Origin of the sequence: Clostridium sp. AF34-10BH (assembly GCF_003478095.1) — a bacterium.
Taxonomy (GTDB): Bacteria; Bacillota; Clostridia; order Lachnospirales; family Lachnospiraceae; genus Acetatifactor; species Acetatifactor acetigignens.
In genome coordinates this window covers 44373-58717 of the sequence record NZ_QUEC01000015.1, presented here as the reverse complement: position 1 = coordinate 58717, position 14345 = coordinate 44373, and the positions used below count along the sequence as shown (strand labels likewise).

Genomic DNA, 14345 nt, shown 5'->3' with positions numbered 1-14345 from the left:
TGTGGTATGGGATGCTTGAGTATACAGTGCAGGAGCAAATTTGAGTGTGAAAAATCTTCGCTTTACATTTAGAAACTTTTTACGTTGATAAGCTTATCATTAAGAGAAAAACTGTAAAGTGCATTATTTGCAGACGGAGGAAAATGTCTGTATGGTACGGAACACCTGCTCTACTGTATCCGTCATATTGGTCATGGCATTGTCGGTATGCATAGCCTCATCCAGGGACACCACGTTCCGCAGAATCGGGAAAAAGGCATCAATGCCCTCTGCGTTGCAGGCAACGGCCTCTTTGACCACGCAGCCTGAAAAAGCAAGTACCGGTTTTTCATATTTTTTGGCAATCCTGGCAACACCGATGGGAGCTTTTCCCATAACCGTCTGACCGTCAAGGCGGCCTTCCCCGGTGATCACGACATCTGCATCCCGGATATATTTTTCCAGATGGGTTTCTTCCAGAATGATCTTAATACCGGATTCCAGTGTGGCATTGCAGAAGGTAAGAAAAGCAAATCCCATACCGCCGGCAGCACCGGCACCGGGATATTTGGCATCGGCATGAGGAAACTGTTCTCTGGCCAGAGCGGCATAATAAGCCAGCCATTTGTCCATCTGCAGGATCATAGTGGAAGTAGCGCCCTTTTGCGGTCCGTAGATGGCGGAACATCCCTGCTCTCCGCAGAGCGGGTTGGAGACATCGCAGGCTATGCGGAAAGTACATTCCTTGAGTTCGGGAAGCACATGATCCGTAGTGATGGATTCCAGATCCTCCAGTCCTTTGGCTCCGAAGCGGATCTGATTTCCGTTTTTATCCAGAAAGCCAAAGCCAAGTGCCTGCAGCATTCCGACACCGCCGTCATTGGTGGCACTGCCACCGATACCGACAATAAAATGCCGGCAGCCATTCTGGATCGCATCTTTGATGACTTCGCCTACACCGTAAGTGGTGGTGTTCAGAGGATTCTTTTCCTCTCCGCTGACCTGGGTAATCCCGGCGGCACTGGACATTTCAATGATTGCGGTATGGGTCTCGTCGACGATGCCGTAAGGACAGACAACGGGGTGACCGGAAGGACCTGTGACCTGCACCTGTGTCATACGGCCGTCACAGCCGTTTACCAGAGCATCGACGGTGCCCTCCCCGCCGTCCGCCAGAGGACGGACGGTAATATGTGCATCTTTATAAACACGTTTGATCCCCGTGGCGGCGCTCAAACCCGCCTGCATGGAGGTCATACTTCCCTTGAAGGAATCGATAGCTATTACTACATTCATAAGGTTCCTTTCCGCTGCCGCCGGAATTCGGCCGACAACTGTCGTTTTCGTATAGATTTTCGGAAAATGGCATAATTTCTGAGGATATTATAGCAACACCGGAACAAAAGAGGAATGGTTCCCGGAGAAAAATAAAATTTAGCGTGGTACAGTGGCAAAAACATCCTATAAGATCATTGCATCTGAGAAAACAATCCAGTATAATGAAAGAAGTGCACATTTAGATGCACATTACGCATAAGAAGTGGAATAACAGGAGGACGAGCATGATTCAGTTAACACAGGGCGGCGCTTACCTGGTAAACGGTACGGACATCGTAGCGGATACCCCGGAAGCAGCCAGTCAGATACAGGCGAAGACCGGCATTACGATCTCCAAAGAAGAAGCAGCGAAAAACACCATGGCATATGGTATTCTGCAGGAGCATAATACCTCCGGCAATATGGACAAGCTGAAGATCCGTTTTGACAAGCTTACCAGCCATGACATTACCTTTGTAGGTATTATCCAGACCGCGAGAGCATCCGGACTGCAGAAGTTCCCCATGCCCTATGTACTGACTAACTGTCATAACTCTCTGTGTGCCGTAGGCGGCACCATCAACGAGGATGACCACATGTTTGGTCTGACCTGTGCGAAAAAATACGGCGGAGTCTATGTACCCCCTCATCAGGCAGTTATCCATCAGTTTGCCAGAGAGATGTTAGCCGGCGGTGGCAAGATGATCCTGGGTTCCGATTCCCATACCCGTTACGGTGCACTGGGTACCATGGCTATGGGCGAGGGTGGTCCCGAGCTGGTAAAACAGCTGTTGAACCAGACCTATGATATCAACATGCCCGGCGTGGTAGCCGTATACTTAAAGGGTGCTCCCGTGAAGGGGGTAGGTCCTCAGGACGTGGCACTGGCTATCATTGGCGCAGTATTCAAGAATGGCTATGTGAAAAATAAAGTAATGGAATTCGTAGGTCCCGGCGTGGCTTCCCTGAGTGCTGATTTCCGTATCGGCATTGACGTAATGACCACAGAGACCACCTGTCTGTCCTCCATCTGGAAGACCGATGACCAGATCCGTGAGTTCTATGAGATCCACGGACGTACCGAAGACTATAAGGAACTGAATCCCGGCCAGGTGGCATACTATGATGGATTGATCGAGGTGGATCTGGACAAGATCCGTCCTATGATCGCCATGCCGTTCCATCCCAGCAATACTTACACCATCGAAGAGCTGAATGCGAACCTGATGGATATTCTGGATGAGACGGAAAAGCGTGCGAAAGTAAGTCTGGACGGTGCGGTAGACTTCACTCTGAAAAATAAAGTAAAGAACGGCAAGTTCATTGTAGATCAGGGTATTATCGCAGGCTGTGCCGGCGGCGGATTCGAGAATATCTGTGCGGCTGCCGACATCCTGAAGGGCAGATACATCGGTGCGGATGAGTTTACTTTAAGCGTATATCCCGCATCCATGCCCGTATACATGGAGCTGATCCGCAACGGCTGTGCGGCTACCATCTTAGAGACCGGTGCAGTCATGAAGACTGCGTTCTGTGGTCCCTGCTTCGGTGCCGGTGATACGCCTGCCAATAACGCATTCAGTATCCGTCACTCTACCAGAAATTTCCCGAACCGTGAAGGCTCCAAGCTGCAGAACGGCCAGATCGCTTCCGTAGCTCTGATGGATGCCCGTTCCATCGCAGCCACTGCAGCCAACAAGGGTGTGCTGACTCCCGCAACGGACTTCGATGGAGATTTCGGAAAATACAAATATCATTTCGATAGCAATATTTACAAGAACCGTGTCTTCGATTCCCACGGTGTGGCAGACGAGAACGTAGAGATCCAGTTCGGCCCCAATATCAAGGACTGGCCCGCTATGGGGGCTCTGCCTGAGAATCTGGTACTGCAGGTAGTATCCGAGATCCACGACCCCGTAACCACTACCGATGAGCTGATTCCCTCCGGTGAGACCTCTTCCTACCGCTCCAATCCTCTGGGACTGGCAGAGTTCACTTTAAGCCGTAAGGATCCGCAGTATGTAGGACGTGCCAAGGAGATCCAGAAGGCAGAGAAAGAGCGTATGAACGGCGGACATCCCTGTCAGGCAGTTCCAGTACTGAAGGATGTTATGGGTGAAGTAAAGAAACAGTATCCCGATGCAAGTCGTGAGAACACCGGATTCGGTTCCACTATTTTCGCAGTGAAGCCCGGAGACGGTTCTGCCCGTGAGCAGGCTGCTTCCTGCCAGAAGGTATTAGGCGGCTGGGCAAATATTGCCAACGAGTATGCCACCAAGCGTTATCGTTCCAACCTGATCAACTGGGGCATGCTTCCTTTCCTGATCCAGCCCGGAGACCTGCCTTTCAAGAATCTGGATTACCTGTTCATTCCTGGTATTAAGAAAGCCGTGGAAGACAAGGCCGAGGAAATTAAGGCATATGTGGTAACAACCGGAGAAGGCATGAAGGAATTCACCCTGAAGCTGGGAGAGCTGACCGACGAAGAACGTCAGATCATCCTGAAGGGATGCCTGATCAACTATAACCGAGTGTAACTATTCAGAGACATGTGACTAACCATCGCAGATGCGTTTCGCGAAGAGAGGCTGAATAGTTACAATGAGAAGTAAGGAGAAAAAATATGGAATTTAACAAACCGGTATCCAACCCCATGATGGTGGGATCCATTGAATTATTAAAAGCAGAGGACACCCCGGAACACAGACAGATGTTCCTGGATGAACTGCAGAAAGCAAAGTTCCTGTCTCCGGTCGTGATCGATCCGGTGCCTGTGCCCGATGAAAACGGCCGGGTGACCATCGCAAGAGATGCCAAAGTACAGTTCCCGATGCTGTCCACCGAGGACGGTCGGAAGTTCTTCATGGCGTTCACTGACTGGACAGAGCTAAAAAGGTGGAGAGATGAGGAGAATCAGCAGACTTTCGCCATGAACTTTGACGATTATGCGGGAATGCTGCTGCGCAAAGATGCACAGGGCAATATCAGCCCGGCGCTGGGATTCGTGATCAATCCCTTCGGTGGCAACATCGTGGTGACCAGAGAAATGGTAGCCAGCATGATCGCAGCAAAGCTGAAAGCAGCCGGCAGACCGGTGCCTCCTGCACCCGGAACCCCTGGTGCTCCCACTCAGCCCAAACAGCAGTAAATTAACACTAAATAAAATGTCCATAGCGGACGATATAAGTAGCAGAGAGGTGACAAGGCCAGTCACTTCCTGCTACTTATTTTTTACAGTTTGATAATGACACCACGGATGGTAATCAGACAGAGGCATATTATATGTATTCTGTTTCTTTACCATCTTTTTTTAGTTTAACAGTTCAGCCATGCAATATCATATGTTCTGCGTGGGTGCTGGCACACAAAGCAGAACATGCGGTATCACATGCGGCGGTGAACTGTTAAACGTTACAGGAAGCGCGCCCTGTTGGTTCGTGGTGAGGTCGGGGAAAGGAGAAAATTACAGATTTGAGAATTGATTCCGCAAGCATAGGAATGGATTCCGCCAGAAGCTATCACGCTTCTAAGACAAGCGTCAGACGATTTGAGATAACGGATTATCAGGCAGGTCTGACAGATGTATCCACTAAGGGACAGAAGACACCGAATGGTGAGGATACCACACAGAACACGGAGGAACAGGAGAACACTGCAGAGAACACCACGATGACAGCCAAAGACTGGCAGAGTCGTTTGCTGGTATCTTCTGCCAGATGGGATATGCGAAGCAGTGCCAGTGAACAGACATTGTCTACCATCCGGGAATATACGGTGCGTTATATTTTTGATTTATTATTCCCGTCCAGGAACAGCACTTTGCGGGACTGGATGCAGGAAAACGGATGGAGCAGCGGTAATCAGACCGGAAACAGCTGGAATACAGGGAATAGCGTAAATAATACCCAGACGAATTCCGGCAGCACACAGGGAACCGCAACACCTGCATCAGACGTGTTCAATCTGGTCACGTCCCGTGTGAAAATATTGAACTATGTGAGCGAGACCTGGAACATAGAACAGGAGGATACCAGTTTTTCCACCGTGGGAAGCGTACGGACCAAGGATGGCAGAGAGATCAATTTTAATGTAAATGTAAATATGAGCCGCAGATGCGAGGAATACTACAAAGAGCAACTCAATGTAGCAGAATTCACGCTCCATGATCCGCTGGTGATCAACCTGGATACTGATGTGGCAGAAGTGTCGGATCAGACCTTTTATTTTGATCTGGATGCCGATGGCAAGGAAGAAGAGATCTCCGTGCTGAATGGCAGCGGCTATCTGGCACTGGACAAGAACGGTGACGGCACTATCAACGACGGCAGTGAGCTGTTCGGCACCCGGAATGGGGATGGCTTTGCAGATCTGGCGCAGTATGATGAGGATGGCAATGGCTGGATCGATGAGAACGATTCCATCTGGTCAAAATTAAAAATCTGGTGCAAGGATGAAAACGGCAACGACGTACTGTACAAACTTTCTGACAAGGGTGTCGGTGCTATCTGTCTGCAAAACGCTTCTACGGATTTTACCCTGCAGGGAGACCGTAAGGCTCAGGACGGCACTACCAATGCCAATGCGACCAATGCTGTGGTCCGCAAGACCGGTATTTTCTTATACGAAAACGGAAATGTGGGTACGGTACAGCACGTGGATATGGCTGCCTATGCCGCACAGGCATAGAATAAATATAACTATTCAGTTACTTCGCCCTATAAATAGCATCAAATGTTCTTACGAATGCAAACATTCGACGCTATTTACATGGCTCTGAATAGTTTCAAATAAATGCAAATTTCATATCGAAGACATTCTGAATAAAACCCATGAATCGGGCAAGACTATAGGATAAACCAGGGAAAGTGGTTGAAACGATTGTATAGCAGGCAGTTGACTCAGGGAACAGGAAGGATGCGGATAAGATATGAGAAGAAATAAAAAGAGCGGTATTAACAAAGAGCGTATTATAATGTTAGCCTCTTCAGCCTTTGTTCTGGCAGCATTGACCATGACAGGGGTCTATATGAAGGGGCAGAATGTGGAGTCCAGGGATGATGGTTATACCTTGGACTTCACTGCGCTTCCCAACAATGCGGATGACAAATTACAGGAGATCACGGAGAATAACGACGAACATCTTCTGAAGGAGGACGAGAACATCCCCGGACTGACGGCAAATAATACAGCGGGAAATGAGATCGCGGGAACTCCTGTCACCGAGGATGATCTGGACTATATGCCCCAGGAGGTAGGCTCCGGCAACGTAGAGATTCCGGGGCTGACGGATCAGGAGACCCTGCTGGAGGCCGCACAGAAAGAGCAGCAGAATTCCGATGCCGACCGACAAAAGGAAGAGACCGGGGGAAAGCAGACAGCAGGCGGGGATGTGGTCGTTGAGAAGACACTGCACTTTGCAGAAAGCGACGGATTACAGCAACCGGTGCAGAGTGATATTCTGATGCATTACTCTATGGACAAGAGCACTTATTTTGCTACACTGGATCAGTATAAATACAATCCCGCCACCATTTTTTCCGCGGAAGAAGGTACGGCAGTGACCGCCTGTGCACAGGGAAAAGTGACTTCAATCTTCGAAAATGAGGAGATCGGCAAGGCGGTGACCCTGGATCTGGGTGACGGCTATGAGGCCACTTATGGACAGCTGACGGAGATCACAGTGAAAGAGAATTCCTATGTGAATCCCGGCGACACCATCGGCAGTGTGGCAGCGCCCACGAAATACTACAGCACCGAAGGAAGCAACGTATACTTTGCTCTGACCCACAACGGGGAACCGGTGAACGGGGAGGCATTGTTCCGCTGATGTATATTGTAGGAGGCAGGATCCTGACCATGGCGGGCAGAGAGATCCCCGAAGGGATCCTGCAGATAAGAAACGGGAAAATTGCACAGGTAGGTGCCAGAGGTGAGGTGAAGTTACAGCCGGAAGAAGGAGAGCAGGTAGTGATCGCGAAAAATGCGCTGATCATGCCGGGCATCATTGAGGCACACTGCCATATGGGTATCATGGAAGAAAAAAAGAGCACGGAAGGGGATGACTGTAATGAGACAATGGATCCCCTGACACCGGCTCTGCGGGCTATCGATGGTATTAATCCCATGGATGCAGCCTTTGACGATGCGGTGCGGGCCGGAATTACTGCAGCCATGATCGGACCCGGAAGCTCTAATGTGGTGGGCGGCCAGTTTGCCATGGTAAAGACTAAGGGACGCCGGATCGACGACCTGATCCTGAAATCACCGGCGGCCATGAAGGTGGCCTTTGGAGAGAACCCCAAGGTCAATTATTCCGGGCAGAACAAAAGTCCTGTCACTCGTATGGCCATCGCCGCCATGCTGCGCAGGGAACTCTGGGAGAGCAGAGAATATCTGCTGCAAAAGCAGGAAGCGGCGGAGAAGGGAGAGTATTTTGCACCGGATTTTGAAAAAGAGTGCTATCTTCCGGTACTGCGGGGAGACATCCCGTTAAAAGCCCATGTCCACCGGGTGGACGATATTTTCACAGCAATCCGCATTGCAAAAGAATTCGGTATAAAAATGACGATGGATCATTGCTCGGAAGGTCATCTGGTGGCGGAAGAACTGGCGAAGGAAGGATTTCCGGCCATTGTGGGACCGGATCTTACCAGCCGGAACAAGATCGAGGTGCAGAACATGTCTTTTAAGACCGCCGGAGTGCTGAACCGGGCCGGTGTGATGGTCGCCATCACCACGGATCATCCGGTGTCACAGATCCAGACACTGCCGTTGTGTGCCGGACTTGCGGTAAAAGCGGGACTTCCAATGGAGGAAGGTTTCCGGGCCATCACCATTTATCCTGCGAAAATCTGTGGCGTGGCAGACCGCATTGGCAGCCTGGAAGTGGGGAAAGATGCAGACATTGCCATTTTCGACGGAAATCCTATGGAAATTTTCACACGAACCCTTTATACTATTATCAACGGGGAGATCGTGTATTGTAATGTCCCCAGGGAATGACCGGAGGAATATTTTGAGATACAGCAGGAAAAGTGCAGGGATCCTGTCCCTGCTATTACTATTTAACAGTATAGGTATGAACGCCTGCGGGCAGGCAACGGCAGAGACAGGGCATGTAAGCATAAGTATGACCGGCATGGAAAACACACCGGTCATCAACTATACAGTGCCTACGCTGACACCCAATGTGCTGGTGGATCAGCAGGGGTATGCCGCGGTCGGTGAAAAACAGGCAGTGGTGAAGGGCAGACAGCCGGTAGAGACTTTCCGGCTGGTGGACCGGGAGACCGGAGAGACGGTCTATGAAGGCACGGTAAAGCAGACAGATTACAACGGGGAGCTGTCTCTGTACATCGGAACAGCGGATTTCACGGACTATACCGGGGAAGGTGAGTTCTATCTGGAGTGTGACAATGTGGGAAGATCCCTGACATTTTCTCTGAAAGAAGACCACTATCAGGAACTGTTGGAAGCGTTGTGCACGGATGTTCATGACAGATGTCAGGATCGCAGTATTACCGAGGATGAGATCATCACTTTGCTGGAGGCCTGTGAGTGGTATCCGCAGGTGCTTGCGGATGATAATGGCAATGATATCCCGGATCTGCTGGAATCTATTGCCGACTGGCTGGAAAAAACGGCCAACGACACAGAAAAGCCGGAACCGGAGAACATGTGTTACGTGGCGGTGATGGCAAAATTCAGTTATCTGTACCAGAAATATGATGTGCAATATGCCACACAATGTCTGCAGCATGCGTCGTCGGTGTACACCAAGCTGATGTCGACATCCGGCAGAGATGCGGAGAAATTCATGGCGCTGACGGAGCTTTACCGGGCGGCGGGACTATACACTTACCGCAATCAGATCCTGGAGTATAAGGACTTTTTCGAGGACAATACCAGTTATCTGGAAGAAACGGCCTATCTGTATGGCTCCATGACGTATCTGGCCACCAGACAGCCGGTGGATGTGGACCTGTGCACTGTATTCATGGAAAGCATCCGGAATCGGGGCGAGGAGCTGGCCAAACGTTCCCATAACATGATCGATGCCGTAATGAATGTTAACAATGGAACCGAGGATCTGCTGAAGCGGGCAGAAGAATTGTCCTGTGCTAATTATGTGTTATACAGTTATCAGTACACGGAGATTTTAGAGGATTTTCTGCATTACCTGATGGGACGGAACCGGGATTCGGTGAGTTATTATCCCGAAGAGGGAGACGCTGCGGATTATCTGTTACTGATAGCCCAGCAGGTCTCCCTCGCGGATAGACATTAGAAAGATCAGATCAGTTCTTTGTTTTTGAAATAAGTTTCGGAGATAATATTCTGTACGTAGGTGCCCATGCTCTTGCGAGTCTCCTTGTCCAGTTCCTTCGGATAAATAGGCTTACCGTATTCAATGACTACGGTGGCCTTTTTTATTTTCGGAAAATGATCTTCAAATACCGCAGCGGAATTCACAATAGTCATGGGGATAATGGGAACATTTGCTTTCTCTGCGATCTTGAAACTGCCCTCGTGGAAGGGAAGGAAGGTATCCTGGGTCTTGTTGCGGGTGCCCTCCGGGAAGATGCAGATGGAAATCCCGTTTTTGGCTTTCTCAATGGCCTGCAGAATGGTTTTCAGTCCTGCCTTGATGTCCTGGCGATCCAGAAAGAGACAGTGAAGATCTTTCATCCAGATGTTAAGCAGGGGCCATTTTAACATTTCTTTTTTCGCAATATAACCGGTAGGTCTGGGAACACGGACATAGGTCAGCACCACATCGAAAAAGCTGCGATGATTGCCGACGTACAGCACAGCAGTGTCGGTGGGAATGTTCTCTTCCCCGATGGCAATGACTTTCGTGCCGGAAAGACGGATGACCCAGCGGAAGGCCCAGTTTACAATGGCCAGGGAACTGCGGTCCTTAAGACCGGGGTTAAATTTGCCGATGATCCATTCCACCAGCATTAACGGCGTGGACAGGATCAGGAATAATACTACAAATAATACGACGAATATAAAACGGATCATAATAATACCAATGCCTTTCAGTAACCTGCAAACTTTCAGGTGCCTTGGCACCTTGTGCAGGCACAAATTTGCGTGTGAAAAATTAATTTTTCACACTAAACTCCTACGGATTCTTTATTTAGCAATGAAAAGTACGCCTAACGTGCCGGGACCACAATGGCTGGAGACTACACCGCCTGCTCTGGTTTCCAGAATCTCGTCAAAGATTCCCAGACTTTCCAGATAGGAACGAACCGCTTCCACAATCTCCCGGTCGCAGCCGGAGTGGGTGATGAAGACTCTGTCGGGAACGGCATTTTTCAGATCCTCTTCCATATCCTTTGTGTATGAGAGGATGACGGAACCCAGTTTTCCACGGTATTTTTTGGAGGCATCCATGGCACCATCCACCACGACGATCCTGGGATGAAGCTTTAACATACCACCGGCCAGAGCCGCTACCGCGCTGCATCTGCCACCGCGGTGAAGGTAGGTCAGGGTATCTACGACGAAGCTGGCCCGGACTTTGGGACGGATGGCTTCGATGGCAGTAGTGATCTCTGCGGCAGTTTTCCCTTCAGAAGCCAGAATGGCAGCCTGTATTACCTGCAGACCGATGCCGGTGGACAGGTTTGCGGAGTTGATGACGGTGACTTTGTCGGAAGCTTCCAGTTCTTCTGCAGCCAGCCGCATAACGTTGCCGGAGGTGGACATACTGTCGGAGATGGAGAAACAGATGAGCTCCCGGCCTTCTTCCACAAAAGGCTGCATGACGTCCATGGCCTCGGTCAGAGAAGGAGCAGAGGTCTTGGGCGTGTTCTTGTTTTCATCGGACCACCGGAAAATTTCTTCCGGCGTAATATCCACGCCATCGCGGTATTCATCCTCGCCCAGCAGAATGTGCAGAGGCAGGATGGTAATGTCATACTTTTCCACTAATTCCTTTGACAGATCACAGGTACTGTCAGAGATGATCTTAACTGTCTGTGCCATAGAATCTACCTTCCTTTTTATTAGTAATTATTCCCCTTTGGCGATCTGCCTTGCGACATAGACACCGCTGGCGGATGCATGGGACAGGGAATGAGTCACACCGCTGCCGTCACCGATGATGTACAGGCCCTTGTGACAGCTTTCCAGATGTTCGTCCAGTTCCACTTCCATATTATAGAATTTGACTTCCACACCGTAGAGCAGGGTATCGTCATTGGCGGTACCGGGTGCGATCTTGTCCAGTGCGTAGATCATTTCGATGATACCGTCTAAGATACGCTTGGGCAGTACCAGGCTTAAATCACCGGGAGTTGCGGACAGGGTAGGCTCTACCATGCCCTCGGCAATACGCTTCGCATTACTGCGGCGTCCTCTCACCAGATCGCCGAAACGCTGTACGATAACACCGCCGCCCAGCATGTTGGAGAGACGGGCGATACTTTCACCGTAGCCGTTGCTGTCCTTGAAGGGCTCGGAGAAATGCTTCGCTACCAGCAGTGCAAAGTTGGTGTTCTCTGTCTGCTTGTCGGCTCCTTCGTAGCTGTGGCCGTTTACGGTGACGATGCCGTTGGTGTTCTCATTTACGACGATACCGTGGGGATTCATACAGAAGGTACGCACAGAATCCTCGAATTTTTCAGTGCGGTATACGATCTTGCTCTCATAGAGTTCATCGGTCAGATGAGAGAAGATGACTGCGGGCAGTTCCACCCGGACACCGATATCCACGCGGTTGGACTTGGTGTTGATGTCCAGATCTTTACAGATCTGCTCCATCCATTTGCTGCCGCTGCGGCCTACGGAAATAATGCACTTGTCGCAGTCGTAAGAAGCGTTTTCGCAGCAGATACGGTAACCGTCACCAACGGTCTTCACCGTTTTCACCGGGGTATCGAAATAGAAAGTCACTTTATCCTTCAGTTCTGCGTACAGATTTTCCAGCACGATGAAGTTGATATCTGTACCCAGGTGACGTACGGAAGCGTCTAACAGGTTCAGCTTGTTCTGCATGCAGATCTTTTTGAAAGAGGTACCAGCAGTGGAATACAGCTTCGTGCCTTCACCGCCGAACTTCATGTTGATGTCATCCACATATTTCATCAGGTCGATGGCCTGACTCTTGCCGATATACTCGTAGAGAGTGCCACCGAAAGCGTTGGTGATATTGTATTTTCCATCGGAAAAAGCACCGGCACCACCGAAACCGCTCATGATGGAACAGCTCTTACAGTTGATGCAACTCTTGATCTTGTCACCGTCGATAGGACAGTGGCGCTTCTCCAGAGGGTGACCGGATTCGAAAACGGCAATTTTCAGGTCGGGATTCTGTTGCACCAGTTCATAAGCGGAGAAAATCCCCCCGGGACCGGCACCGATAATGATTACGTCATATTTCATAGGGATAAGTTTCCTTTCTCTTTGTTCTCTTGTAAGAATTTGTGGGATGTATACTCATTTTGAACCCCCAAAAACATTCAAAATATAGTATATCATATTTTCAACTAAAATGGGGAATAGAAATATAGCAAAATATGTGATAGAATCATAAGTTATAGCGGTTCTTCTGCAGATGCGGATGAGCGGTGCGGGAAAATAACGGGATTTGGAAGAGAATTGCAGGAAATGAAATTATGGAAGCAACACAGAAGAAAAACAAATATGAAATAGATATGTGCAACGGCACGATTATGGACAAGCTGATCTCCTTTGCACTGCCCCTGATGGTGTCCAGCATTTTGCAGCTGCTGTTCAATGCAGTGGATATCATTGTGGTGGGACGGTTCACCGGAAGTCAGGCGCTGGCGGCTGTAGGTTCCACCACGGCATTGATCAATATGTTCGTCAATCTGTTTATCGGCGTTTCTCTGGGAGCCAATGTATTGTCCGCCAGATTCTATGCTGCCGGGAAAGAGCGGGAGATGAGCGAGACAGTACATACAGCTATGACCTTTGCATTGATCAGCGGTATTGTCATGGTATTCGTAGGGCTGTTCTGCACCCGGGGAGCGTTGGAACTGATGGATACCCCGGCGGATGTTATTGATCAGGCGGCATTATATATGAAAATTTATTTCTGCAGCATGCCCTTTTTCATGCTGTACAATTACGGAGCTGCAATTCTGCGGGCAGTGGGAGACACGAAGCGTCCGCTGTTGTTCCTGATCATATCCGGAGCCATCAATGCGGTATTGAACCTGTTTCTGGTCATTGCTTTTTCCATGGGTGTGGCGGGGGTAGCCATTGCTACAGTGATCTCTCAGGTGATCTCCTGTGTGCTGGTATTATGGTGCCTGTTTACTACGGACAGCTGTTACCGGCTGCAGATTTCAAAGCTGGGAATAAAAGGGGAGTATCTGCTGCAGATCTTTCAGGTGGGGGTTCCGGCGGGGATCCAGAGCGTTGTCATCAATTTCTCCAATGTTCTGCTGCAGTCCTCGGTGAATTCCTTCGGCTCCATCGCCATGGCAGGCTATACGGCGGCCAATAATATCTTTGGATTCCTGTTCGTGTCGGTGAATTCCATTACCCAGGCGTGTATGAGCTTCACCAGTCAGAACTACGGTGCCGGGAAGAAAAAACGTATGGACAGGGTACTGATCGATTGTATGATCCTGTCGGTGATCGTAGCGGTAACGCTGGGTGGAAGCGCCAATCTCTTCGGTCCGCAGCTGCTTCACATTTACACAACGGATGCGGACGTTATTGCCTGTGGAACGGAGATTCTGCTGTATACGACGTTGACTTACTTTTTATGCGGCATCATGGATCTGATTCCGGGAGCCTTGCGGGGCATGGGACATTCGGCGGTACCTATGATATTGTCCATTATCGGTACGGTGGGAACGAGAATCTTCTGGATCTACGGAGTATTCCCAACGCACCGGTCGTTGATGGTACTGTTTTTATCTTATCCGGCCTCCTGGCTGGCAACGATCCTGCTGCAGGCGGTATGTTTCTATTTTGTCAGAAAGAAAGTACACAGCACCATGCCGCAGGAAGAACCATTATAAGCGGTCGGTTTTCGGGAGTGGAAGTCCCGGGATTATCGA

11 protein-coding genes are annotated in these 14345 nt (G+C 49.8%); 7 read left to right on the top strand and 4 right to left on the bottom strand.

What is annotated here, in order from left to right; genetic code table 11:
* Positions 1-123: 123 nt before the first annotated feature.
* A complete protein-coding gene (locus DWZ61_RS11170) occupies positions 124-1275 on the bottom strand; it encodes a glycerate kinase (RefSeq protein WP_118538552.1) in 1152 nt (383 codons plus the stop codon).
* Positions 1276-1541: 266 nt separating this feature from the next.
* On the opposite strand from DWZ61_RS11170, the gene DWZ61_RS11165 reads away from it, so the two are divergent.
* From DWZ61_RS11165 to DWZ61_RS11140, 6 genes are all read left to right on the top strand, one after another.
* Positions 1542-3833 carry a hydratase gene (locus tag DWZ61_RS11165; protein ID WP_118538550.1) on the top strand — a complete coding sequence of 764 codons (2292 nt, stop codon included), beginning with the start codon at positions 1542-1544 and terminating at the stop codon, positions 3831-3833.
* Positions 3834-3919: 86 nt separating this feature from the next.
* Positions 3920-4444 (top strand): SseB family protein, encoded by a 525-nt coding sequence (locus DWZ61_RS11160; RefSeq protein WP_022312198.1) that lies wholly within the window; start codon positions 3920-3922, stop codon positions 4442-4444.
* A 323-nt stretch (positions 4445-4767) separates the two neighbouring features.
* The gene (locus DWZ61_RS11155; RefSeq protein WP_118538548.1) at positions 4768-5982 is read left to right on the top strand and encodes a hypothetical protein; all 1215 of its coding nucleotides are present in this window, start codon (positions 4768-4770) and stop codon (positions 5980-5982) included.
* A gap of 241 nt (positions 5983-6223) precedes the next feature.
* On the top strand, positions 6224-7123 hold the full coding sequence (locus tag DWZ61_RS11150) for a M23 family metallopeptidase (RefSeq protein ID WP_118538546.1): 900 nt from the start codon (positions 6224-6226) through the stop codon (positions 7121-7123).
* Positions 7120-8298: an amidohydrolase gene (locus DWZ61_RS11145; protein ID WP_347475435.1), complete on the top strand. Its 1179-nt coding sequence runs from the start codon at positions 7120-7122 to the stop codon at positions 8296-8298. The genes DWZ61_RS11150 and DWZ61_RS11145 overlap by 4 nt, the downstream gene beginning before the upstream one ends.
* Positions 8299-8311: 13 nt before the next feature.
* Positions 8312-9583 carry a cellulase N-terminal Ig-like domain-containing protein gene (locus DWZ61_RS11140; protein WP_022312193.1) on the top strand — a complete coding sequence of 424 codons (1272 nt, stop codon included), beginning with the start codon at positions 8312-8314 and terminating at the stop codon, positions 9581-9583.
* Between the two features lie 5 nt (positions 9584-9588).
* Here the strand turns inward: DWZ61_RS11140 and DWZ61_RS11135 are convergent, their stop codons facing one another.
* The 3 genes from DWZ61_RS11135 to DWZ61_RS11125 form a co-directional block, all read right to left on the bottom strand.
* A complete protein-coding gene (locus DWZ61_RS11135) occupies positions 9589-10323 on the bottom strand; it encodes a lysophospholipid acyltransferase family protein (protein WP_022312192.1) in 735 nt (244 codons plus the stop codon).
* 114 nt (positions 10324-10437) lie between these two features.
* Positions 10438-11295 (bottom strand): DegV family protein, encoded by an 858-nt coding sequence (locus tag DWZ61_RS11130; RefSeq protein ID WP_117466404.1) that lies wholly within the window; start codon positions 11293-11295, stop codon positions 10438-10440.
* A 27-nt stretch (positions 11296-11322) separates the two neighbouring features.
* A complete protein-coding gene (locus DWZ61_RS11125; RefSeq protein ID WP_117466403.1) occupies positions 11323-12693 on the bottom strand; it encodes an FAD-dependent protein in 1371 nt (456 codons plus the stop codon).
* Between the two features lie 233 nt (positions 12694-12926).
* Between DWZ61_RS11125 and DWZ61_RS11120 the strand changes: the two genes are divergently transcribed.
* Entirely contained in the window at positions 12927-14306 is a 1380-nt protein-coding gene (locus DWZ61_RS11120; protein WP_117466402.1) for an MATE family efflux transporter, read from the top strand.
* Positions 14307-14345 lie beyond the last annotated feature (39 nt).